Origin of the sequence: Ulvibacterium sp., from assembly GCF_965248315.1 — a bacterium.
Lineage (GTDB): Bacteria > Bacteroidota > Bacteroidia > Flavobacteriales > Flavobacteriaceae > Ulvibacterium.
This window is the reverse complement of sequence record NZ_CBDFIX010000002.1, coordinates 1,598,920-1,623,624: the sequence shown is the minus strand read 5'-3', so window position 1 is coordinate 1,623,624 and position 24,705 is coordinate 1,598,920. Positions and strand designations below refer to the sequence as shown.

The 24,705-nt window shown below is 41.5% G+C and carries 23 protein-coding genes; 20 read left to right on the top strand and 3 right to left on the bottom strand.

Translation table 11 applies throughout. The annotated features are described in order from the left end of the window. Positions 1-13: 13 nt before the first annotated feature. From ACP2AF_RS08505 to ACP2AF_RS08420, 18 genes are all read left to right on the top strand, one after another. Positions 14-610, top strand: coding sequence for a DUF3347 domain-containing protein (locus tag ACP2AF_RS08505; RefSeq protein WP_138257798.1), 597 nt, complete (start codon positions 14-16; stop codon positions 608-610). After that, positions 611-1,066, top strand: coding sequence for a heme-binding domain-containing protein (locus ACP2AF_RS08500; protein WP_138257799.1), 456 nt, complete (start codon positions 611-613; stop codon positions 1,064-1,066). A gap of 73 nt (positions 1,067-1,139) precedes the next feature. Then, on the top strand, positions 1,140-3,683 hold the full coding sequence (locus ACP2AF_RS08495) for a heavy metal translocating P-type ATPase (protein WP_425235762.1): 2,544 nt from the start codon (positions 1,140-1,142) through the stop codon (positions 3,681-3,683). Between the two features lie 5 nt (positions 3,684-3,688). Then, positions 3,689-4,396 (top strand): PepSY domain-containing protein, encoded by a 708-nt coding sequence (locus ACP2AF_RS08490; protein ID WP_138257801.1) that lies wholly within the window; start codon positions 3,689-3,691, stop codon positions 4,394-4,396. 19 nt (positions 4,397-4,415) lie between these two features. Then, a complete protein-coding gene (locus tag ACP2AF_RS08485; RefSeq protein ID WP_045802073.1) occupies positions 4,416-4,895 on the top strand; it encodes a DUF305 domain-containing protein in 480 nt (159 codons plus the stop codon). A gap of 6 nt (positions 4,896-4,901) precedes the next feature. Continuing rightward, positions 4,902-6,611 (top strand): efflux RND transporter periplasmic adaptor subunit, encoded by a 1,710-nt coding sequence (locus tag ACP2AF_RS08480; RefSeq protein WP_138257803.1) that lies wholly within the window; start codon positions 4,902-4,904, stop codon positions 6,609-6,611. Positions 6,612-6,655: 44 nt separating this feature from the next. Continuing rightward, a complete protein-coding gene (locus ACP2AF_RS08475; RefSeq protein ID WP_045802071.1) occupies positions 6,656-6,964 on the top strand; it encodes a DUF6660 family protein in 309 nt (102 codons plus the stop codon). Positions 6,965-7,109: 145 nt separating this feature from the next. Then, positions 7,110-11,450: a CusA/CzcA family heavy metal efflux RND transporter gene (locus ACP2AF_RS08470; RefSeq protein WP_138257805.1), complete on the top strand. Its 4,341-nt coding sequence runs from the start codon at positions 7,110-7,112 to the stop codon at positions 11,448-11,450. A 4-nt stretch (positions 11,451-11,454) separates the two neighbouring features. Further along, positions 11,455-12,657: an efflux RND transporter periplasmic adaptor subunit gene (locus ACP2AF_RS08465; RefSeq protein ID WP_149304610.1), complete on the top strand. Its 1,203-nt coding sequence runs from the start codon at positions 11,455-11,457 to the stop codon at positions 12,655-12,657. A gap of 16 nt (positions 12,658-12,673) precedes the next feature. Continuing rightward, positions 12,674-13,090 (top strand): Fur family transcriptional regulator, encoded by a 417-nt coding sequence (locus tag ACP2AF_RS08460; RefSeq protein ID WP_138257807.1) that lies wholly within the window; start codon positions 12,674-12,676, stop codon positions 13,088-13,090. Positions 13,091-13,149: 59 nt separating this feature from the next. Beyond that, positions 13,150-13,524, top strand: a complete 375-nt coding sequence (locus ACP2AF_RS08455; protein ID WP_138257808.1) for a DUF3703 domain-containing protein — start codon at positions 13,150-13,152, stop codon at positions 13,522-13,524. Continuing rightward, the gene (locus ACP2AF_RS08450) at positions 13,521-15,488 is read left to right on the top strand and encodes a heavy metal translocating P-type ATPase (protein ID WP_149304609.1); all 1,968 of its coding nucleotides are present in this window, start codon (positions 13,521-13,523) and stop codon (positions 15,486-15,488) included. The genes ACP2AF_RS08455 and ACP2AF_RS08450 overlap by 4 nt, the downstream gene beginning before the upstream one ends. 87 nt (positions 15,489-15,575) lie before the next feature. Beyond that, positions 15,576-16,064 (top strand): asparaginase domain-containing protein, encoded by a 489-nt coding sequence (locus ACP2AF_RS08445; RefSeq protein WP_149304608.1) that lies wholly within the window; start codon positions 15,576-15,578, stop codon positions 16,062-16,064. Positions 16,065-16,069: 5 nt separating this feature from the next. Beyond that, on the top strand, positions 16,070-16,984 hold the full coding sequence (locus ACP2AF_RS08440; RefSeq protein ID WP_149304607.1) for a helix-turn-helix domain-containing protein: 915 nt from the start codon (positions 16,070-16,072) through the stop codon (positions 16,982-16,984). A 275-nt stretch (positions 16,985-17,259) separates the two neighbouring features. Then, a complete protein-coding gene (locus ACP2AF_RS08435; protein ID WP_149304606.1) occupies positions 17,260-18,096 on the top strand; it encodes an RteC domain-containing protein in 837 nt (278 codons plus the stop codon). Positions 18,097-18,418: 322 nt separating this feature from the next. Next, the gene (locus ACP2AF_RS08430; protein WP_149304605.1) at positions 18,419-18,703 is read left to right on the top strand and encodes a helix-turn-helix domain-containing protein; all 285 of its coding nucleotides are present in this window, start codon (positions 18,419-18,421) and stop codon (positions 18,701-18,703) included. Between the two features lie 4 nt (positions 18,704-18,707). Then, positions 18,708-19,460, top strand: coding sequence for a hypothetical protein (locus ACP2AF_RS08425; RefSeq protein WP_149304604.1), 753 nt, complete (start codon positions 18,708-18,710; stop codon positions 19,458-19,460). Beyond that, on the top strand, positions 19,444-20,106 hold the full coding sequence (locus tag ACP2AF_RS08420; protein ID WP_149304603.1) for an ATPase: 663 nt from the start codon (positions 19,444-19,446) through the stop codon (positions 20,104-20,106). Before ACP2AF_RS08425 ends, ACP2AF_RS08420 begins: the two co-directional genes overlap by 17 nt. 9 nt (positions 20,107-20,115) lie before the next feature. Here the strand turns inward: ACP2AF_RS08420 and ACP2AF_RS08415 are convergent, their stop codons facing one another. Genes ACP2AF_RS08415 through ACP2AF_RS08405 form a run of 3 tightly spaced genes read right to left on the bottom strand, consistent with a single transcriptional unit; the run spans position 20,116 to position 22,984 of the window. Further along, on the bottom strand, positions 20,116-21,747 hold the full coding sequence (locus ACP2AF_RS08415; RefSeq protein ID WP_149304602.1) for a nucleotidyltransferase domain-containing protein: 1,632 nt from the start codon (positions 21,745-21,747) through the stop codon (positions 20,116-20,118). Next, positions 21,748-22,575 carry a hypothetical protein gene (locus ACP2AF_RS08410; protein WP_149304601.1) on the bottom strand — a complete coding sequence of 276 codons (828 nt, stop codon included), beginning with the start codon at positions 22,573-22,575 and terminating at the stop codon, positions 21,748-21,750. Next, positions 22,568-22,984, bottom strand: coding sequence for a lecithin retinol acyltransferase family protein (locus tag ACP2AF_RS08405; protein ID WP_154917249.1), 417 nt, complete (start codon positions 22,982-22,984; stop codon positions 22,568-22,570). The genes ACP2AF_RS08410 and ACP2AF_RS08405 overlap by 8 nt, the downstream gene beginning before the upstream one ends. A gap of 295 nt (positions 22,985-23,279) precedes the next feature. On the opposite strand from ACP2AF_RS08405, the gene ACP2AF_RS08400 reads away from it, so the two are divergent. Together ACP2AF_RS08400 and ACP2AF_RS08395 are read left to right on the top strand one after the other, a co-directional pair. Continuing rightward, entirely contained in the window at positions 23,280-23,948 is a 669-nt protein-coding gene (locus tag ACP2AF_RS08400) for a sigma-70 family RNA polymerase sigma factor (RefSeq protein ID WP_149304599.1), read from the top strand. Then, a complete protein-coding gene (locus ACP2AF_RS08395; RefSeq protein WP_149304598.1) occupies positions 23,935-24,666 on the top strand; it encodes a hypothetical protein in 732 nt (243 codons plus the stop codon). The genes ACP2AF_RS08400 and ACP2AF_RS08395 overlap by 14 nt, the downstream gene beginning before the upstream one ends. Positions 24,667-24,705 lie beyond the last annotated feature (39 nt).

The window sequence follows — 24,705 nt, the reverse complement described above, 5'->3', positions numbered from 1 at the left end:
AAACAAACACAAAATGAAAACAGTAAAGAGAACGATAGGTACAATGGCACTTGCTACCGTAGTGATGGTAACAGTTTCCTGCAAGGACGGAAATAAGAACGAACCCGCCAAGCCAATGAGCAATGAAATACATCAAGAAAAGATGGATGATAAGGAAGATATGGCTATGGATAACAGCCAAGATGCCAAGGCAGAAGCGATATTGAAGGACTATTTCAACTTGAAGGACGCTTTGGTCAACGATGACAATTCCAAAGCAAAGGAACTGGGCAACACCTTGGCACAATCGCTCAAATCCTTTGATGCATCGAGCTACTCGGACAGCGAGCAGAACGAACTAAACGATATCATTGAGGATGCCACCGAACACGCCGAGCATATTGGCGAGAGCGATATAGCCCACCAACGCGAGCATTTTAAAACGCTTAGCAAGGATATGACCGATATGGTGGCGATAACGGGAACTTCAATGACCATTTATGAGCAGTACTGCCCAATGTACGATAACAATAAAGGCGGTGCTTGGCTAAGTATGAATGAAGAAATCAGAAACCCCTATTTCGGTGCCCAAATGCTAAAATGTGGTAAGGTGCAACGTGAAATCAACTAAGTGAAAATAGTAAAAATCATAGCGTGGATAGCATTGGTTGCCTTTGTGGTCATCCAGTTTTTTCCTGTGGACTATAACCAGAGTGAAACCGTACCACAAACCGATTTTATGCTCGTGAACAATGTACCTGCAACGGTAGAACAATCGTTGCAGGTTTCCTGCTATGATTGCCATAGCAATAATACCGATTATCCTTGGTACAGCAAGGTACAACCCTCTTCTTGGTACTTGGAACATCATATCAAAGAAGGAAAGGCAGAGCTGAATTTCAACGAATGGGGCAACCTTTCCGACCGAAGGAAAAATAGCAAATTACGGTCTATCATAAACCAGATTGAGGATGGGGAAATGCCTTTGGATAGTTACACGCTAATTCATCGGGATGCAATTTTTTCTGAGGCGAACAAAACAGCAGTAATTGACTATATGAATAAACTAAAAGATAGCTTGGAATAAAGTCCTGCTGCGGGAAGGGTAGTATGATGGTTCGTAGTAACCCTTTCCGTAACAGACACAAATTAGTAAAGTAATGAAACACACCTATCACATACACGGAATGACCTGTAACGGTTGCAGAACCCACGTCGAGAAAACGCTCTCTAAAGTGGACGGTGTAATTGATGTATTGGTCGATTTGGAAAAATCTGAAGCGGTCATTGAAATGGAATCGCATATTCCTATCGAATCATTTCAGGAAGCTCTAAAGCAAGATGGTGGTTCGTATAGCATTCACAAATCTGGCAAACATCATCACAAGGATGATTCGGCTAAAGTTAATACTGAGCATAGTCGAAGTACGAAAGCGAAAAAGCAAAAACCAAAAGGCAAGGGAACCGGAACGTTCTACTGCCCGATGCACTGTGAAGGCGATAATACTTATGACAAGCCAGGCGATTGCCCTGTCTGTGGAATGGATTTGGTGGAAGAGCAAAGCTTTTCCGCCAGTTCCCGCAGCGAACAATGGACGTGCCCAATGCATCCTGAAATTGTAAAGGATGAACCGGGAAGCTGCCCCATTTGTGGTATGGACTTGGTACCGATGAAGCCAGATTTGTCCGCAGAGGAAAAAACCTATAAAAAACTGCTCAAAAAGTTCTGGATAGCCACGGCCTTTACACTGCCTATTTTCATCATTGCGATGTCCGAAATGGTCAGCAACAATCCGCTATACGATATTTTGGAACTGAAATACTGGAACTGGATTCAGTTTGCACTTTCCCTACCCGTGGTGTTCTATGCCACTTGGATGTTCTTCGAGCGTGCTTATCGAAGCATAAAAACGTGGAACCTCAATATGTTCACGCTCATTGGCATCGGTGCTGGTGTAGCTTGGTTGTTTAGTGTATTCGGGATGCTGATGCCGGACTTTTTCCCAGACCAGTTCAAGACCGAAGCGGGCACCGTACACGTGTATTTTGAAGCGGCCACGGTCATTCTCACGTTAGTTTTACTTGGCCAACTATTGGAAGCCCGAGCCCATAGCAAGACAAATTCCGCGGTCAAGGAACTTTTAAAACTGGCGCCAAATAAGGCAGTTAAAGTCGTGGATGGTGAGGAACAGGAAGTGGCCATCGACCAAATTGAATTGGGCGATATTCTTCGGGTAAAACCGGGCGATAAAATTCCCGTTGATGGTGTTATCACCGAAGGCGAAACATCCATCGATGAATCGATGATAACGGGCGAACCCATTCCAGTCAACAAGTCAACCGATGATAAAGTCAGTAGCGGAACTATCAACGGCAACCAGTCTTTCCTTATGAAAGCGGAAAAGGTAGGTTCCGACACTTTGCTTTCACAAATCATCCAAATGGTCAATGATGCCAGTCGTAGCCGTGCGCCTATCCAAAAACTGGCCGATACCGTTTCAGGTTACTTTGTGCCCATCGTGGTCATCATCGCCGTAATCACTTTTGGGATTTGGGCAATTTGGGGACCAGAACCAGCTTATGTGTATGCCTTGGTCAATGCCATTGCCGTTTTGATTATCGCCTGTCCCTGTGCATTGGGATTGGCAACACCGATGTCCGTGATGGTCGGTGTGGGTAAGGGTGCACAAAATGGGGTGCTCATCAAGAATGCAGAGGCACTTGAAAAAATGGATAAGGTAGATACCCTTATCGTGGATAAAACGGGAACGATTACCGAAGGAAAACCCACGGTGGAAAAAATGGGGTCTTTTGATAACGGTTTCAGCGATAGCGAAGTACTGCAATACATTGTTTCCCTGAATAATCAAAGTGAGCATCCCCTTGCGGAAGCCACCATCAAATACGGCAAAGAACAAAAAGCTGATTTCTTAAAAGCCGACGGGTTCAATGCCGTAACCGGTAAAGGTGTTGAAGGTAATGTAAACGGTAAAAAGGTGGCTTTAGGAAATGCCAAAATGATGGAATATGCAAAGGCGACGCTTTCCAAAGAAATGGAAGAAAAAGCCCAATTCTTCCAAAAGCAGGGCAAAACCGTTTCCTATCTCGCGATTGATGGAAACCTTGTCGGTTATGTAGTAATTGGTGATAAAATTAAGAAAACGAGTGCCAAGGCCATCAAGGAATTACAGGACAAGGGAATCGATGTGATTATGCTCACGGGCGACAACCACGATACAGCTCAGGCAGTGGCCAACGAACTCAATCTTGCAGATTTTCAAGCGGGAATGCTTCCCGAAAACAAATTGCAGGAAGTTGAAAAACTACAAGAAAATGGAAAAGTCGTGGCGATGGCAGGTGACGGTATCAATGATGCACCTGCTTTGGCAAAAAGCGATGTAGGCATCGCAATGGGAACGGGTACTGATGTGGCCATAGAAAGTGCTGCCATTACTTTGGTCAAAGGCAACCTACACGGTATTGTCAAGGCAAGAAATTTAAGCGATGTGGTAATGCGAAACATTAAGCAGAATCTGTTTTTTGCGATGATATACAACACCTTGGGAATACCCATTGCTGCGGGATTGCTCTATCCATTTTTTGGGATTTTACTATCACCAATGATAGCTGCTTTGGCGATGAGTTTCAGTTCGGTTTCGGTCATAGCCAATTCGCTTAGGCTTAAAGGTTCAAACATTGATTAAGTTATATGGTAAAAAGAAAAACAGCGATAAAAATTAGAAAGGTACACCGCTATTTGGGCATCTTCTTGGGCATCCAGTTCTTGATGTGGACGATAAGTGGGATGTATTTTAGTTGGACAGACATTGACGAAATACACGGTGACCAATTTCGGCAAGACCCAGTAAAGGCATCTGCTTTTACAAGTTTGATAAGTCCATCCGAAGTGAATCTTGAAGAAGCAATAGTCTCGGTAGAACTTCGGGAAATCGGTGGTAAACCTTTTTACTGGATTAATGACAAACAGCTCTTTGATGCCAAGACAGGCAAAGTAAAGAAAGTAATCTCAGAAAGTGAAGCTCTGAAAATCGCTGAACGGAATATGTTGCCGGAACTTCAAGTAAAAGGAATCGAGCGCATCGAGCAAGTAGGCAGCCATAGCGAGTATCGTGGCAGACCGCTTCCGGCCTATGTCATCAGCTATGAAACACCTAAAAACATCAAGGCCTACGTTTCCGAAAAAGATGGCGCATTCCAAACGCTACGTCATCGGGATTGGCGTTGGTTCGACTTTCTATGGATGACCCATACGATGGATTATGAAGGTCGCGACGATTTCAATACAACCGTACTACGTGCCTTTTCCCTACTTGGATTGATTACCGTATTGAGCGGGTTTTTGTTATGGTATATCAGTTCACCAACAATCAGAAAAATAAAAAAGAGAAACAAATAACACCAAAAATTCAAAAACTATGGAACATTCAAAACACGCAAACAAAGGAAAATACAGAACATTTTTTATGATGCTGGCTTGCTCATTTGTAGCAATGTACATCACAATGTATCTCAACACCTATGAACTCGACCACGTATGGTTCAGCCTAACGCGCTTCTATATGGTCTGTCTGGGCATAGCAGCAATGGCAGTCATTATGTGGTTTTTTATGCGGAAGATGTACACCGACAAGAAAAAGAATATTGCCATTCTTTTAGGTAGTTTGGTCTTGTTTTTTGGGGCATTGTTTTTGGTTCGCGACCAAAAATCCACAGTAGGTGACGTACTATGGATGAAAGCAATGATACCGCATCATTCCATCGCTATATTGACCAGTGAACGAGCGGACATCAAAGACCCAGAGGTGAAGAAACTGGCAGAAGAAATCATCAAGGCACAGCGCAGGGAAATTGCCGAAATGAAAGAAATGATTGAACGATTACAGAACGAAAAATAAATAGCTATGAACAAGAATTTCATATATATCGCTATTGCAGTCGTTGTCGGACTGCTTGGTGGTTGGCTCATTTTCGGTGGCTCATCGGAAGAATCTATGACAGATAAGCACGACCATTCCACAGAAGCGGAAGGTCAAATGTGGACCTGCTCGATGCACCCCCAGATTATGCAACCCGAACCAGGTGATTGTCCCATTTGCGGAATGGATTTAATTCCTGCGGAATCAGGTGCTGATGGACTTGCAATGAACGAAATAAAGATGACCAAAAATGCGATGGCATTGGCGGACATCCAAACATCCATCGTGGGAAATGCTTCTGTAGATGATGAGAATATGATTTCCCTTTCGGGAAAAATCAAGATGAACGAGGAAGAAAATGCGGTGCAGGCCAGTTATTTCGATGGTAGAATTGAACGGCTCAACGTCAATTTTGAAGGTCAGGAAGTACAAAAAGGGCAATTGTTGGCAACCATTTATGCACCTAATCTGATAGCTGCTCAGCAAGAATTGATTACTGCGGCTTCGCTAAAAGAATCGCAACCCTCACTATACAAGGCGGTACGCAACAAACTGAAACTTTGGAAACTCTCGGAAGCCCAAATCAATAGCATAGAGGAATCCGGCAAGGTCAAAGAGAACTTTCCGATTTATGCGACCGTATCCGGAACGGTTTCAGAAAAAATGGCTGCCGAAGGCGACTATGTAAAACAGGGACAGCCCATTGTAAAGGTGAGTAACCTAAACTCTGTATGGGCGGAATTTGATGCCTACGAAAACCAGATTTCAGAGTTTAAAAAAGGGCAGAAAATTTCAGTAACGACAAATGCTTATCCAAATAAGGAATTTGATGCAACGGTCTCATTTATAGACCCTGTTCTGAATACCCAAACCCGCACCGTAACCGTTCGGGCCAATCTCAAAAATAGCGATGGAATGCTAAAACCCGGAATGTTCGTAACTGGCAAAGTAGAAGGAACAACGGTAAATACGGAATCAAACCTGACCATACCTGCAAGTGCTGTGATGTGGACGGGTGAACGGTCTTTGGTGTACATCAAAACCAACGCCAACGAACCTGTTTTTGAAATGCGGGAAGTTACTCTTGGCAATCGCAATGGCGATATGTTTACGGTTACATCCGGTTTAAAAAATGGCGATGAGATTGTGACCAATGGCACTTTTACCGTAGATGCAGCTGCGCAATTGCAGGGGAAGAAATCGATGATGAATCAAAGTACTGAAGAAGAGAAAGAAATGATGGCGATGGAAATGTCACTTTCAACTTCTTTTCAAGAACAGTTTGTGAAGGCTTTGCCGTCATACCTTGAACTCAAAGATGCTTTGGTAGCGAGTAATGCAGAAAAAGTTTCCGATTTTGCGAAAGTATCTTCCGAAAAAATGAAGGTGATATCACAAAAAGATTTGGACAAAATGCTCAAAACCCATCTATCCAAAAGTATTGAAATGCTGGATGCCATTGCAAGTAATTCTAATTTAGAAAACCAACGTAGTCATTTCGTCATTCTCAATGAAAATTTGGTTGCAATAGCAATGAATCTCGAAAGCATTGACAACCCCCTATACGTTCAAAAATGCCCAATGGCAAACAACAATAAAGGTGCGGTTTGGTTGAGCACCGAAGAAGAAATCCGTAATCCTTATTATGGTGATGCAATGTTAACGTGCGGTAGTGTGATTGATTCGTTGAAATAGGACTTTGCAACCCTGTTGCACCGAAATTCTGTTATCTTTGCATCGTGAAAGTTTTGGCAATCATATTATCGATTTACTTCTTGGCGCTCAATGTGGTGCCTTGTAGCGATGTTGGTGATGTCGCCGACGATTCCCAAACCGTTTCAGTAGTTGATTTTGATGGTGACCACGGTGACGATTGCGAACTTTGCTCACCGTTCTGCCAGTGCCACTGCTGTCACGTTCACACGATACACTTTGGTATTGCTAACTTCGAACCGCTTCAAGCGACCATTCCACAGGATAACTTTGCCCACTTCGACAGTATCGGTAAGGATATTACTTTCTCTCTCTTTCAGCCCCCGCAGGTTTAATTCAGTTTTACAGGATTACTATATCCAGTTTTGAAGTTTTCAGCTTTAGGAAACTTCAAATGGTGTATTTGCCTTGCGCGCCTGTCCAAAGCGCAGTCGAAGGGAAAGCACAATTTCATTTTTAACTGAATTAACACCTAAATCTATGATTAACAGAATCATTGATTTTTCAATCAATAACAAATTTATTATCGGTCTGCTTACACTGGCACTCATCGGTGCCGGTATCTACAGTATGACCCAAGTTCCCATAGATGCTGTGCCGGATATAACCAACAACCAGGTACAGGTCATCACGCAATCGCCCAATCTGGGTACAGAGGATATCGAACAGTTCGTAACCTATCCCGTGGAAGTGGCGATGAGCAACCTTCCCGATGTCAAGGAAATCCGTTCGATTTCCCGATTCGGGCTATCGGTGGTAACGGTAGTTTTTGACGATGATATGGGAACCTTTTTGCCACGCCAGCTCGTTTCCGAAAAACTGACTGAGGTACGCGAGCAAATTCCAGAGGAATTGGGCCAGCCATCGATGGGACCTATTACAACTGGTTTGGGCGAAGTGTACCAATACACCTTAAAGGTCAAGCCTGAGTTTCAGGACGAGTATTCCCTTGCCGACTTGCGCACGATGCAGGATTGGATTGTACAACGACAAATGGCGATGGTGCCTGGCGTCGTTGAAATCAATGCGATAGGTGGAAAGATTAAACAATATGAAGTGGCCGTTGACCCCAACGAATTGAAGGCTATCGGGCTTACCATTACCGATGTATTTAAAGCTTTGGAAGCAAACAATAGGAATACGGGTGGTGCCTACATCGAAAAGAACCACCAGGCCAACTTCATTCGGGGTGAAGGTTTGGTACGCAACCTCAATGACATCAAGAAAATCGTTATTAAAAATGAAAATGGTGTGCCCATCACCGTAAACGATGTGGCCGATGTACGCTTCAGTTCCGCCGTTCGCTATGGGGCATTAACGCAGGATGGCGAAGGCGAGGTCGTCGGTGGACTGGTGATGATGCTCAAAGGCGCAAACTCAAACGAGGTCATTGTCCGCGTTAAGGATAGGATGGCGGAAATCCAGAAATCACTTCCCGAAGGCGTGGTCATCGAACCCTTGTTGGATAGAAGTAAACTCATAAGTGAGACAACGGGCACGGTACGCAACAATCTTCTGGAAGGCGCGCTCATCGTGATTTTTGTACTCGTCTTTCTTTTGGGGAACTGGCGTGGCGGACTGATTGTGGCATCGACCATTCCCCTATCCCTATTGTTTGCCTTTATCCTAATGAATGTTTTTGACGTATGGGCGAACCTGATGAGCTTGGGTGCAATCGACTTTGGTATTATCGTAGATGGGGCGGTCATTATCGTGGAAGCGAGTGTATTTCTTATGGCCAGTTATGTGCTTAAAAAGAAATCTTTGGATAAGAAAGACCGTGACGAAATTGCAGCCGATGCATCCAAAAAAATGATGAACGCAGCCTTCTTCGGACAGCTGATAATCCTTATCGTTTTCCTACCCATCTTGGCATTGGAAGGTGTCGAGGGCAAGATGTTCCAGCCTATGGCACTTACGTTCATCTTTGCGATGATTGGTGCAATGGTTTTATGTCTGACCTATGTGCCGATGATGTCCGCATTATTCCTGAAACCGCCAAAAAAGGAAAAGAAATCGTGGGGCGACCGTTTTGTACATTGGGTACAACGCAAGTATGAGCCCCTATTGTTAAATGCCTTGGAAAAAGGAAAATGGGTCGTTAGTATTGCGGTGGCCATCTTTGCCGTGGCTATCTTCACGTTCACTAAAATGGGCGGTGAGTTCATACCGCAATTGGACGAGGGCGATATTGCTTTCCACGCTATTTTGAAACCCGGAAGCTCATTGAGCGAGACCATCGAGACCACCACAAAAATAGAACGCATCGTAAAGGCCGAATTTCCCGAAGTGGAAAAAATAGTTAGCCGTATCGGTGTTGCGGAAGTGCCTACCGACCCAATGCCTATGGACTTTGCCGATGTATTCGTAATCCTGAAACCGCAGGACGAATGGGTTTCTGCCGAATCCAAGGATGAACTTATTGACAAGATGAAGGATGCGGTGAGCATTATCCCTGGTGTCAATTATGAATTTACGCAACCCATCGAAATGCGGTTCAATGAACTATTGGAAGGCATCCGTGAGGATATTGCCATTAAGATATACGGTGAGGATATCGATGTACTTGCGTCCAAAGCGGACGAGATTACCAAAATCATCGCAGGTACTGAAGGTATAGGCGATATGCGGGCAGAAGCCACATCGGGCTTACCGCAGATGACGATAAAGTACAATCGAAACAAACTGGCCCAATACGGCGTAAGCATCGACCAACTCAATATGATGGTGCAATCCGCTTTTGCAGGTGGGTACGCAGGGGTCATTTTTGAAGGTGAAAAGCGTTTTGATTTGGTGGTAAGGCTCGATGAGCAGAACCGAAGCGATATCAACGATATCCGTAATCTCTATATCAATCTACCGAACGGTTCACAAATTCCACTTCACGAACTGGCGGCCATCGAATACACACCGGGACCGATGCAGATAAGCAGGGACAATACCAATCGCAGAACCTATGTAGGCGTTAATGTACGTGGTCGCGATGTGGAATCGCTGGTCAATGAGATAAGGGACAAGCTGGATGCAAACCTCGATTTACCCCCAGGTTATTTTATCCGCTATGGTGGTGCCTTTGAAAATCTGGAAAGGGCCAGCGACCGATTGCAGACCGTGGTTCCTATTGCGCTATTACTCATATTCATCCTGATATATTTTGCATTAAAATCCTTTCCGCAGACGTTGATGATTTATCTGGCCATACCGATGGCGACTATTGGTGGCGTGTTCGCTCTCTGGCTTAGGGATATGCCCTTTAGTATTTCCGCAGGGGTTGGCTTTATCGTGCTTTTTGGGGTTGCCGTACTGAACGGATTGGTAATGATTAGCGGATTCAACGAACTGAAAGAGGAAGGCGTTATAAACCTAAAAGAGCGAATCGTTGAAGGAACAAAAAGAAGGGTACGCCCCATTATGCTCACGGCCTTTACCGATATCCTTGGGTTTCTGCCAATGGCAATTTCCGCATCGGCAGGGGCAGAAGTTCAGCGACCGTTGGCAACGGTCGTTATCGGTGGATTGATTACATCCACCTTGTTGACTCTATTCATTCTTCCCATTTTCTATCAATGGGTAGAAAGACGTTCGGAACGCAAGATAAAGGTCAATCCGAAAATCGTAACCGCTTCTGCGGTGGTCTGTTTCTTTTTTGCTTTCGCGAAAGCGGAAGCGCAACAAGTTCGGCAGAACGATACATTACCTGTTGTTTCATTGGAACAAGCGGTAGAAATATCCAAAGAAAACTATCCGCTATTGAAAACAAAACAACTGGAAATTCAAAAGCAGAACGCCCTAAAAGGTACGGCCTATGATTTAGGGAATACCCAAGTGTTTACCGGTGGTGAGGAAGTTTCTGATGGTCAGGGCATTTATACCCTTGTTGGCGTGGTTCAACAGAATATCAACCTGTTCGGTATCGGTGCGAAGAAGCGGTTGCAAAAACAGCGTATCGCCTTGGCGGAAACCGCACTTGACTTTACCGCATTGCAAGTGGAACAGGAAGTCAAAAAAGCTTGGTCACAGGCCTATCAGCAACGGCAGAAATTTGAACTGTATCGTGAACTGGATTCCATCTACTCGCAATTTGAAAAGGCGATTGAACTGAATTACGAGGTAGAGGCCATTTCACGTTTGGAATATTCATCGGCAACCAATCAGGCATTACAAATCAACAATAAACTTCAACAGGCCGAAAGTGACTATGCCATTGCCCTACAGAAGCTTAATCTTTGGTTGGTTTCCGACACGTTCTATACTGTTCCCGACACCCTTGATGAAAATGAAATGGCAGTACTGGGAATTCCATCAACCATAGAAACCCATCCAGAACTGGAACTTTCGCGAAAGCGGATTGAGGAAGCCCAATCCAGCTACCAAGCTGAACGTTCCGATTTGTTGCCCAATCTCAACCTTCAGGGCGGATTGCAACGGGTGAATGGCAGTAACGGATTCTACACTTATCAGGCAGGAATATCCCTTCCATTGTTTTCTGGTACAGAACGCAGTCAGGCCAAGGCAGCCAAAATCCAAAGTGAAATTGCAAAAGCCAATGCGGACTTTACCAAACGCCAACTGCAATCGGAATATCGACAAGCTGTACAAGCGTATCAAAAATGGGAAGCATCCTGGCGATTCTATAAGGACAAGGCCTTACCGCTTGCCGAGGAACAGCGACAGGGTGCGTTATTAGCCTATAAGGAAGGTGCCGTGGATTATGCCGCATTCACCCAAATTATTAGGGATGCCATACAGACGGAAATGGATGCGCTGGACGCGCTCGACAATTATCTAAAATCAGTTTTTGCACTACAATATTTCAAATAATAAAATGAAGAATCTATCAAAATACACAGCTATTGGTTTGTTGGCGATGCTTTTGGCGTTGACCGCTTGTGGCGATTCCAACAAAGAAACCGCAGGGAATAAAAATGCCAATCTGGAAATGGAAAAAGAACATTCCGAGGGTGAAGCCGAGGAAGTAATGCTCACAGCTAAACAGTTCGATGCACTACAAATGGAAATCGACACCCTGCAAATGCGGAATATGAGCGGTTATGTGCAAGCCAACGGGCAGTTGGAAGTCCCACCTCAGAACGAGGCCACCATCACAACGGTAGTAGGTGCCAACGTGGTATCCATCGAAGTTATCGAGGGTGATAAGGTTAATAAGGGGCAAACGGTCGCCTATCTGTCCCACCCCAATATCATCGAGAAACAAACGGATTACCTCAATGCTTTCAGTAATAGTCAATTTCTTAAAAAGGAATATGAGCGGCAAAAAACCCTGTACGATGCAGGTGTCGGCAGCGGTGCCAATTTTCAAAAGGCAGAAGCCGAATACCAGGCATCCCGAAGTATGGTAAAAGGTCTTGAGGCGCAACTGCAACAGTTGAGTATCAGCGCACCAGGCGTAAGAAACGGTACAATTTATCAGCGTGTATCTCTTAGAAGCCCCATTGAAGGATTCGTCCAAAAAGTAGAAATTAAGACTGGGCAGTACGTAGAACCACAGACCGACCTTATGGAAATTGTGGACACCCATCACGTACACGCAGATTTGATGGTTTTCGAAAAGGATGTCCATAAGGTGAAAGAAGGGCAAAAAGTGGTTTTCAATGTACAGTCCATTCCCGGAAAGGAACTGACTGCCGAAATCTATTCCGTAGGAAAGACCTTTGAACAAAATCCGAAGGCTATTCACGTACACGCTGAAATCGAGAACAAGGAAGGCAACCTGATTCCCGGGATGTACATTCAGGGGCGCATCCAAACGGAAAATACACAAACTAAGGCGATGCCCGAAGCTGCCATAGCAGCCGATGGCGAGAGATTCTTTGTATTCTCGGCAGAAAAGGAAGGTGACGATTGGTCATTCAAACCCATTGAAATCACCAAAGGCACCCACGATGGCGATTGGATTGCCATTGATTTTTTGAGCGAACAAGAACCGAACACACAATACGCCTATAACAACGCCTACTACCTAATGGCGGAACTAAAAAAGGGCGAAGCGGAAGAACACGGACATTAATACAGACAATTATAAAATGAAAAAAATAGAACAAAGACTCACTGAAAATGGCGTTCGCCCGACGGCGATGCGGTTATTGATTTATAAATATTTGGCAGAAAAGGAAGTAGCCATATCATTGACAGATATTGAAGCCGCTTTCGCGAAAGCAGAGCGTACGACTTTATATAGAACGTTGCGCACCTTTGAAGAAAAGAAAATTGTGCACCAAATAGATGATGGTACAGGCATACAAAAATATGCACTTTGTGAGCCTGGTTGCGATTGTAACCTTGAACAAGATTTGCACCTGCATTTCCATTGTAACAATTGCGATGAGACCGTTTGCCTGACCGAACATAAGATTCCACATATCAATCTGCCAGAAGGCTTTGTGGCAGAGGATGCCAATTTGGTACTGAAGGGTATTTGTGACAAATGCAGCGGACAATAATGCACTTCCGTTGCATAGGTCAGATACATACCTTGCACTTTAAAAATGAATAATAAATAATGAAATTTAATACCACCATACCAATAGGCCTTAGAGCATTTTATTTAGATGAACTGAACCTATATCGTTCTTCATTACATAGTGGAAATTCATCCCAAGCTTGGCATCACCTTGAACGTTCCCATATTCTCGGTCAATCCTACCCGTTGGAACATACCTATACCCATTGGTCAATGTTAAAATTCGGGTTACGCCAGCGAAACACAAAAGAAGTTCTGGGTCAGGTGTTGCGACTTTTGGTTGGTGGTTGGAAATCATTTATCGACCACGTACCCATTGGAAATACCGGTGGAAGCGATGTGCCACCATTGAAAAGAATGGAAATGCCCGAAGACATAGCCAAAATTTTAAATAAATACCGAAAAACGCAATGAAAAAGAAAAAAGTAAACTTACGGGATTTAGACCCGAAAGAACATCAAGGTGAGCACAGTCACGATGACGGACATAACCATAGCAGTGCCGCAGAGGTATCCAATTTTAAGACCTACTTGCCCGCCATTTTCAGCTTTTTAATGCTGATTACGGGCATTGCCATAGATTATTTCGATACGTTCCCATTCTTCAGGGGCTGGGTGCGGATTATTTGGTACACTGTAGCTTACATTCCCGTTGGGTTTCCTGTAATTAAAGAAGGCTGGAACAGTATCAGGAACGGTGATTTCTTTACGGAATTTTTCTTGATGTCCATTGCCACCTTGGGGGCATTTGCCATAGGCGAATATCCCGAGGGTGTGGCCGTAATGCTATTTTATGCCGTGGGCGAACTCTTCCAGAACGCTGCGGTAAATAGGGCGAAGGGAAATATAAAGGCACTTTTGGATGCGCGACCCGATGAAGCATTGGTTTATAGAAATGAGGATTTTGTTTCGGTCAATCCCGAAACGGTCGAGATTGGTGAAAGAATTCAGGTTCGCGTAGGCGAAAAAATTCCTTTGGACGGCATTTTACTTTCAGAAAAAGCATCGCTGAACACGGCTGCCATTACCGGTGAAAGCAAACCCGATACCATTGCCAAGAGCGAAAAAATCTATGCAGGAAGCATCAACTTGGATGGGGTCATTGAAGTAAAGACTACCAAAGAATTTAAGGACAGTTCCATCGCCCGAATCTTGGATATGGTTCAGAACGCTACCGCCCGAAAATCTAAAACGGAGCTGTTCATTAGAAAATTCGCCAGAATTTATACACCCATCGTGGTTTTCCTTGCCATCGGACTGACGTTTTTGCCCTATTTCTTCGTGGACGATTATGTGTTTAGGGATTGGCTCTACCGCGCTCTGATTTTCTTGGTAATTTCCTGTCCCTGTGCCTTGGTCATATCCATTCCCTTGGGCTATTTTGGCGGATTAGGTGCGGCATCCCGCAACGGGATTTTGTTCAAAGGTGCGTCCTTTCTCGATGCGATTACCAAGGTAAATACCGTGGTAATGGACAAAACGGGTACAGTTACCAAAGGGGTCTTCAAGATTAAGGAAGTGGTCAATAAATCCAATTTTGCAGAAGCGGAATTTATGCAATACCTGATGGCGATGGAAAAACAATCCACCCATCCCATTGCAAAAGCGATACTGGAATATAAGGCCGATGGTGCCGATTTTGAAGCAACCGAAGTTTCCGAAGTTGCTGGAAAGGGACTGAAAGGTACGGTCAATGGAAAGCAGGTATTAGTGGGCAATAAAGCTTTGATGGTTTCTAATAGCATCGAAGTCCCCTCTGAAACCGATACTATAGTCGAATCCATAGTAATGGTAGCCATCGATAAAAAGTTTGCCGGATATGTAACCATTGCCGATGAACTCAAGGAAGATGCACACCAAGCCATCAATCAGATACGAGAGGCGGGTATCTCTAAAATCATAATGCTCTCGGGCGACAAGGATTCCATTACCCAACAGGTGTCTGAAGAATTGAATATCGATTGGGCGAAAGGTGGTCTGCTACCGGAAGATAAACTGAACGAAGTCGAGAAACTCAAAAAACAACCTTATACGACTGTAGCCTTTATGGGCGACGGTATCAATGATGCCCCCGTACTTGCTGCAAGCGATGTAGGTATCGCAATGGGTGGTTTGGGTAGCGATGTGGCCATCGAAACGGCGGATGTTATCATCCAGACTGACCAACCGAGCAAGATAGCGAGAGCGGTCAAAATCGGTCGTTCCACCCGAAAGATAGTTTGGCAAAACATAGGTCTGGCATTTGGTGTGAAGGTAATCGTCCTTATCCTTGGGGCTGGTGGTTTGGCATCAATGTGGGAAGCTGTTTTTGCCGATGTTGGGGTAGCATTATTGGCAATCTTTAATGCTGTGCGGTTGCAGAAAAAGAAGTGGGAATGATATTCTTTCCAAGTCTTTAATGCGATGTTATTTAATATTTACCGGTAAAAATCTGCTATCTTTATAGGTCACAACAAGTCCTATTTTATGATACATATTCTTACAACAGGCGGCACCATCGAAGGACTGGATTATGTGGACGGAAAAGGTGTAACCCAATCAAATGTCACGATTCAAGGTTTTCTTGAGAAAGCCAATATAGACTTTGATTACACCATTGAAAGTGTGTTCAAAAAGGATAGCAGAGCCATCACAGATGAGGACAGAGCGCAGTTGGTTTGCAAGATTAAGGAATCTGCTGCGACAAAGATTTTGATAACTCACGGTACTTTCACAATGGAAGATACCGCAAAATATATCGGAAAACTCAACCTGAATAAAACCATCGTACTGGTTGGGTCTTTCATTTTAGGTTCATCTGCAGAGACAGATGCACCATTTAATTTAGGCTATGCACTGAGCTCATTACAGCTTCTAAAACCGGATGTTTATATTGCTATGAACGGACAGATTTTCAATTGGAACAACGTTTCAAAGAATTTAGAAACCAACAAATTTGAGCGCAATGACCAGTAATGTAAATGTTCGGCACGTCAATACATTGGACAACGTTCTTCTATCTTTTAATAGATACGGTCATTGTATTGCTCACTTTTTACTTTTCAAGAAGGAATACACGAAGTAGCCTTCGACGGTTTTTATATCTGGGCATCCTTTTTATTGTGTACAATGTCACGGGCGGATTTTTACCCATAGATAACTTTCCGGGACCATTCATACTTCAATATATCATAACGTATAGTGTGGCAATTGCATTATGCGTTTACATCGTTTATTACCTCTATAAAGAATATGACATCGTCGTATTGAAATTCAATTCATCTATTAAAAATCTCGCATTTTTAGCAAGTGGAAGCTATGTAGTTCTTTTTTTGATGCCTTATTTTTTGACCGATTCGTTAGATGCGGCTCGCTTTCTTTTTACTATTCCCATATCCATAATAGCATTTGTATTTCTCATCATTTTCTATCGTCGTATTTCAAATCCGAGCAACCCGAATGCCTTTATTTTAAGGCGAAACAAATTATCTATGGTGAGTGTAGCAAGTATAGCCCTGTTACCCATCTGCACCGTAATAGGTGATTATCAATGCATAACCTTTACTGTAATGAACTTGGCCTTCTTTGCCATTACAGCCATTGAAGTAGATAGGTATCTATACTTTTTGGAAAACAATACCCGAATGTATGAAGTATTTGCCCTGAAGAAAAAACAGCGCGAGGAATCTGTAGAGCGCAAGATAATCTATGAGGATTTAACCAGAAGGGAAATTGAAGTTGCGCTATCCATCCTTAGTAATCTTAGTTATAAGAAAATTGCTGAGGAACTGTTCATTGCCGAAAGCACCGTATCAAAACACGCCTCAAACATCTTCAAGAAAACGGGTGTGAAGAACCGTCGTGAATTCTTAAAGCGATTTCGTAAAAAAAGATAATTAAATTTCCTCTCTGAAGACCTTAGCATATTCAGTGTCTCACAGGGTTTCCGTAGAAAAATACGGCTCGTTCCGTAATTAAATACGGCAAGTTTTCCTTGTACGTTTACGAAGTAAAATTATTTTAGTGAGAGTTCCAGAAAATACACCAATGAGCCACAAATTTAATGACCTGTGGCATTCATTTATATCATTTTGCAGGACTATGATATCATCTAACCAACCACATCAACTAAATCCCATTTCTATGGTTTCATATCAAAATACACCTACTTATGGACTTTCAATTATTAACACAGCGACTAAAAAAAGAACTTGATGATATAAAACTTCAAAACGAGAGCATCCTTGAAAGGGCACACCGTTCCATTGGGCTCTGCCGTGATTCATTAAGCACACTTAAAAAAGAGGTCCTGTCGCAAGGCTTCAAATCCATTCAAGACGAAATCCATTTTTTTAAAGTAACTAAACAAGTTCCTCTCGTTGAGTTAATCTACTATTCCGAAATCCATTCGTTTGAAATCCAGTTCCCGAAAATCGACTTAAAAAGTCAGCTTAAATCCATCAAAAAAAAAAGCAACAAACTCAATCGATTCTTTCTCTATAATTTGGACTTCGGAAGATACATTGAATCAGGGCAGACGCATTTTGACAAAGAATATTACACTCGTGATTATCTCAATGGGTATCATATCACACTTTCCAAATTCTACTTTCAAGACCCGGAATTCTGTACAGCAAGAGATATGTTGCTCGGCAAATACAATGCCTACAAGTCCCTAACCAAATATTTAGTGGACAAGCAAAATAGATTGAAGAACGGGTTGAATGGAAATGAGATTTCCTTATCTCACATCGAAAAAATGCATTGGCCGTTCAGCAATACAGACTATGTGGAACTTATTTATGCGCTTCACGCTAAAGGGCTTGGTGCTAAAAACAATCTGAGTATTGTTAAAATTTCAGATTATTTAAGTCAGATTTTCGATGTTGAGCCGAAAGACATCTATAAAACCTATCAAGACATAAAATACAGGAAAAAAAGCCGAACGCTTTTCCTTGATGAGCTGTCCACTTCCCTTCTTTCAGCAATGGATAAAAGCGAGAAATAGTAATGTTTATCAGCCTTTTATACATCAAATTAAAATGCTAAAAAAAGTCCGTAGTACGGTTGACCTACGGTGTTTTGGTTTTCCTTCTATTTATCATGAAATTTAGTTCGATTTGAGTATAATTTGCGGCATCAACGCGATTAAACAACACCAAATCAAACCAAATTTCAAGATGTTAAATTTTGACCGTAGTACGGTCGTACTGGGGAAGAAAATCCGATAATACATATCAAATTTGTAGAACGAAAGTCAAATCGGGTTAAGGGCTATCATTAAAAATTTTAAACCTATGATAGTCCTTTTCTTTTAAAACCGTTCTAATATGCCGACAAGTATTATCACCACAGACGACCTTCGAGAATTCAAAATGGAATTGCTCGATGACATCAAAAGTCTTTTGTCCAAACAGGCTTCTGGAAAAATCAAGAAATATCTTAAATCTTCCGAAGTAATGGATTTGCTTCAAGTGAGTCCGGGTACACTTCAGAACCTTCGCATCAATGGCACCTTGCCATACACTAAGGTAGGCGGAATCATCTATTATGATGCCGAGGAAATTCAAAAGGTAATGGATGCCAACCGTGTGCATCACGGTTTTAATTCTTGAAAATATGAACTATATAAAGCTACTCAATGCGGCTTTTGAAACGTTTTATTTTGATGACCGCCTAAATCCTACCCATATCAGTCTGTATATGGCGCTGTTCCAGGAATGGAACAGTTGCCGTTTTATGGATGAATTCTACGTAAACCGAAGGGAATTGATGCGTGTTGCCAAGATTGGTTCAAAGTCTACCTATCACAGATGCATAACCGAGCTTCACTCGTGGGAATATCTATCCTATTTCCCGTCCAACAATCCATACAAGGGCAGTAAAATCAAGATGTCTATTTTAGGGACAAGTGATGAACCAGCTACGGGACAGTACAATCCCATTTTAGAACAGCTTGCGGAACAGTACTATCCCAGAGGTGTACCGCTTGAAGGACACCACCATCCCAAAAATGGACAGGCGGTGTACCAACGCCGTCCCATAGGTGGACAAGCATTGGTATCTAATACAAACAATATCAAACAAGAAAACTACATAAAACAGCCAAAGGACTGTCTGGCCGTAGTTGATTTTTTTGAAGAAAAGAATTTTAATAAAGCTGAAGCTGAAAAGTTCTACCAGCACTACGCTGACCGAGATTGGCAAACAGGCGATGGCGAACCGATTCGGGATTGGCGAGCTGTGGCTATCAACTGGATGGACAGAACCGAACTTTTTGAAGCTGAAAACAAACCAAACAAAAAAGAAGCATCCCAAATCAAGGACAACTTGCGAACCACGAAAACGAAAGACTATGGACAACCCCTCTAAAATCACCGAAGGCGGCGTGGAATATTCGCTGGGAAAGTTTGATGGGAAAAGCGTACTGTACGACTTCCCAAAAATCTTGATTTATTTGAATGCTAAAGGCAAGCTGCTGTTTGGTAAAAAGTTCAGGATTTATGATGAGGATAAGGGTATTCTGTTGAAGCTATGTTCATATTTTATCAAAGACAAGGACAACTGTGAGAAATATGACATCGACATTGAAAAAGGTATTCTACTTTCCGGGCCTGTAGGCTGTGGTAAGACCAGTTTGATGAAATTGTTGCGCCATATTGTGCCTTTACAACGCCCTTATGAAATGATTCCGTGCCGAAATGTTACTTTCAGCTTTAATCATTTGGGTTTTAAAACTGTCGAGGAATATGGCAATGCTAAATTTTACTGTTTTGACGATTTGGGCGTAGAACCTGCCGGACGCTTTTATGGTAAGGACTTAAATGTGATGGGTGAAGTGCTTTTATCCCGCTACGAACTCTATCTCGATACCAAACGAAAAATAAAGACCCACGCTACTACCAACCTTAATGCCGAAGAACTGGAAGAACGCTATGGTAATCGCGTCCGTAGCCGGATGCGTGAACTGTTTAATTTGATTGCTTTTGATAAAAGGGCTGGGGATAAGAGGAAATGAGAGGAAAATCTAGTGCTTGACTTCATCTGCTAACCACAGACCATACTTCTTCCATAGTTCATACATTATAAGCCATTCTGATATCCAAGGCATAACATCCACAAAATTCAAGTCCAAATGTGGTGATAAATCTTTGGGATAGTAAAGGCACAAACTATTTCCAGGATATAGATGTGGTGTTTTACCAAACTTGATTTGACTATCATTTAGCACATAAACCCTTTCTTTTCGCCCTTGCCTATTGATATCATACTCGACAAGAATCTCATATTCTTTTTTGCATCCATTGGGTTTGATTTTTCCTTTTCCCAACAATTTTCCATCGGTGATGACAGTTTTAAGCCAAGGAAAATGTTTATTTAAATAGTCTTTTTGGATATATGCTGCAACATAGTTCCTCTGTATATCCTTTTTACCCGAATTCAAATTTAATTCTACACCACCATAGTTTCTATTAGGCTTGCTCGGGTAGCCTGAATCTCTAGAAATTCTTCCTCGGTCGTCAACATAACTTTTACCAGACAATAAAGTAAGACCTGCTTTTTCTAATTCATTTTTACCATTTCCAGATAAGTTGTCTAGTTGAGACTTTAAAATGGTTTTAGTTGTTGTACTGCCAAACAAGTCTTCCGCAACACTAAAGTTCCCATTTTTTAACTGCTCCCATTTTTCTTTATAGCTCCTAACAAAACTGATGAATTGAGTATAGTATTCTTTGTCCTTATCCCACTTTTCAGTAAAGTCCTCATCTTCATTTACTGGATTTAAAACCTTAATCCTTTTATAGACTCCACTACTTTCAAAAAGCTTTTCATAGCTAGTGTAGCGCTCTAAAATCCTATTGAGTGTATTATCAATTGTTTCATAAATCGATGCCTCACCTTGGTATAATTCTCCGAAAATTGTAGTCAATACGATACTTGATGTTTTGTGTTTTGGTTTTTTCTCAAAGAAAATATCTCTGTATCGTTTAGTAAGCTGTACAGCACGTTTTAGCGGCTCTTTTTCATAGATGTTCTCGTCTGGTAATTCCTCCTGTTCAGCCTTCGCTTCAGATAGGGTAACATAATCAGTAAATGCTTTTCGCAACAATAATGGCTCTCGGACATCTTCGGCTTTATCCGTAAACCATTTAGCATATCCCTTTGGAAAAGAAGAAGTCCAAGATGCAAGTTCTCGGTCGGGTACCATAATTTTATCTTCGAAAGGAATGATTATGCAACCAGGCAAAATATCTAAATGAAAATCCCCAGCGTAATTTATTCTTGCGCACCTATTCTTTTTTAGAAGTTTTGGCCTATAAACCTCATTGCTTGTGAAAACACGTATTAGGTGATTGTAAATCTCTGAAGAGGTGTAGTTCCTGTACGAATCCTTAATTTGAACCACAATATCCAAATCAAATTCATCCTTTCCTATTGGCTTTGTTGTTGTTCCTATGGCTTTTGAGCCTTGCGGGTAAACCACAAAATCAACCTTAGAGAAAAACACTGGGTCTGCTTTTAAAACATCATAGATGGCATTGTAGGCAGTCTCCATCTTATTTGACCTTGTTTCGTCAAGCTCGAGAGACTCAGCAAGTCTTGCCAATAAGTCCTCTCGCTGAAAGCCATTTCTATATAAGTAATCTTGAAAATTCATTTACGATATGTATTTTGCGTGTTGTCCTATTCTTGTTTTATGTTCGTTAAAGCATTCTTTTTTTATGTCATCTTCACTAACAAAGGCATACTTCTCATTAAATGAGCTGCTTTTTAATAGTTTTTTAAATTCCTTTAACTGCTTTGTATTTAGTTCAATCTGGAAAATATCGTAAATCAAAGTATGATACTCTTCATCCTTAAAGCGTGTTTGTTTGCACAGGATGTTCTCCTCAGTCCCGAGGTATTCTGCTCTAATAGATTTGAAATTAGTAGCACTTAAAATTTGAGTTTCAACCAATTCTTCCGAAAATTCTCGCCATACCCCAGTTTCCCTGTCCTTTCGAGAATAGAACCAACTGATAATTTTTGGGACGAATTTTGCGCTTACAAAAAACCGTAGGTCTTTAGGGTTCTTTCCATCCGCTTTCGGGGCTGCCTTCCAGTCCTTGTATAAATCCTTATTACCAACTAATTTATATACACCTCCAACTGGCTGATATTGATTAATCTTACCACCCTTGACCAAAAAATACTTTTCGTCTCCTGGTATTTTAATTCTGAGTAAGTAACTTAGAGATACGTATACTTTTTTGTTTGGAATTAAAAGGAAACACCTTAAGGCAATCCAAAAGTATTTCCCATGTGCTTTAACGATTTCTATAATACCTGTAAAGCATCCGATTACAACTGCGAAGGCTGCTGTTACCAAAATTTCTTTGTGAAAATCGTTTGCACCCTCTAAATACAGATAACGATATGACAAATAGCTAATTGCTACAAGAAATCCGATTAGGTAAAACAAAAAGCGTCTAAGTACTTTATTCATCGTTCGATATAAGTCTTAAAAAGATTACGCTTCCAAGCACCATCAAGCCGGTATTTACTTGACTACTTCTCTCTTTACCGTATTGTACCCAATTTGCAAAATGCTCACAATTGAAGCCTAAGAAGCTATAACGCTGACCCAGCTTTTGATACGCCCTCTTAATTGCATTTTGAATGTCAAAATGGCTCCCTCTAAACTTTCGGATTCTCACAGGTTCGTATTCTTGCAGGAGTTCCATAAGTTCATTCTCTGGGATAATTTTAACCGCACCTTTAAGATTACCTATAAAAACACCATTGCCTAAATAAACTACGTAATGGTCCAGTATTCTTCCTAGACCGTTTCTCTTTTTAGCCACTATTGCATCGATAGGGGCTAACTGTTTAATCAATTGTAAGTATTTTGTCATATTACTCAATTATTACTTTTCCTTTCTTACTCCTTTAAATGGTTTTTTACTTGATGTTTTTCCATCCATAAACTTACCGGTTTCCGAATCACGCTTGGTCCAAATCCCTGTTTTAGGGTTTTTTACTTGGGATCTTTTCTTAACTGCTCCGTGCCTGCGGTTGTCGCCGCTTTTTCCATTTGTTGCCATAATAAAATGTTAAAAAATATGCTTAGTTTTGTTTTAGCGTGTTACGCCAACCTTAGTACGCAAAACCATCCCCAACGCTTTTTCGTACCATTATTGAAAACAACCAATGTCAGATTGGAAAAAACTAAAAGATGAGCACACTTTACGACTTACCGAGATTTATCAGGATAAGAGCAACCCCCTATCCTTAAGGGAAAACGCCTTTCACGCGCTGACGCATAGATTTAAAGATGACATATTAAAAAAATGCGAGATTAGATGTAAAAGATTTGGTCACGACATCAATGTCGCCGAACAGGTTGTTACAGCGACTTTTAAGTCCTATGCTGAAAAAGGGAAGTTTGAAATTAATCCTGAAGATGAAGCAGATGTAGATTACTTATTTGTGGGTTATTTAGTTGGTATAGTAAAAATAGAACTCACTAATTATTACAGACAACAACAGAGAAAACTTAATTACCCTTATGATGGTTCTGAAGAGATTGTTACAGACATTCCTGACGTTGATGGTATGGAAATGAATCTAGAACAACAAATTCTAATTAAGGCAATACATTCACTTACGCCTTCCCAAAGAACGGTTTATCTCACATACAAGCAATACGAAATAGACGGTTTTAATCTACCAAATAAACTACTTAAAAAACTTCGAGAACATCTGGGTGATGTTAAACAGCCTACGATTCGAGGCTTGAAAAAGGAAGCATTAGATAAAATAAAGAATTATACTTCTGCGATGGAAGTAACAAAAGAGTTTTACAATGGAAGAGTCTAAGATTAATGAAATACTGATTTCATTGGGTTTTGGTCTTCCCCAAAGTCCAGATGAAATAAAAGCTTTTGACGATACATTCAAGTCTTGTAAAACAGAATCAAATCCTGACAAAATAGATTCATACAAGATTTTAGAGGGGTTAAGGCCTAAAAAAAAAGCAACAAATATTGATTATCACAAGAGGACAGTGCTTGCTGCAGAAATCGTATATCAGTTGCACCAAGAAAATACACTAGGACATTTAAAGCTTCAGAAGCTTCTTTATTTGTGCCAAAATTCCGCAAGAATTGATATCCACGCCAACTTCTTGAAACAAGCTATGGGACCTTATGATAATCGCTTAATGCGTTCAATTGATAAAAAGTTTAAGGAAAATAAATGGTTCTCTTATAATCCAAGAGAATATGAAAAATATCAACCTTTAGAGAAATATGGTGGCCATAAAGAATGGTATGAACGCTATTTCAATGAACAACTCTCTGAAATTGATTTTATAATAAATAAGTTTCGAAAGACTAAAACTAGAGCCATAGAATTGATTGCCACCATTTTTGCTTGCTGGAAGGAAATTATTGATGAAAAGCAACTACTTACAGAAGAAATTTTAGTTCATAAATTTTATCAGTGGCATCCTGATAAATCAAAATTTGATAAAGATGAAATTCTGCAGACCATCGCTTTTATGAAAAATGATGGTTTTCACCCTAATCAACAGTAGCTCATTTTTTCGATAAAGACAGAATAAAATTCAAAATAG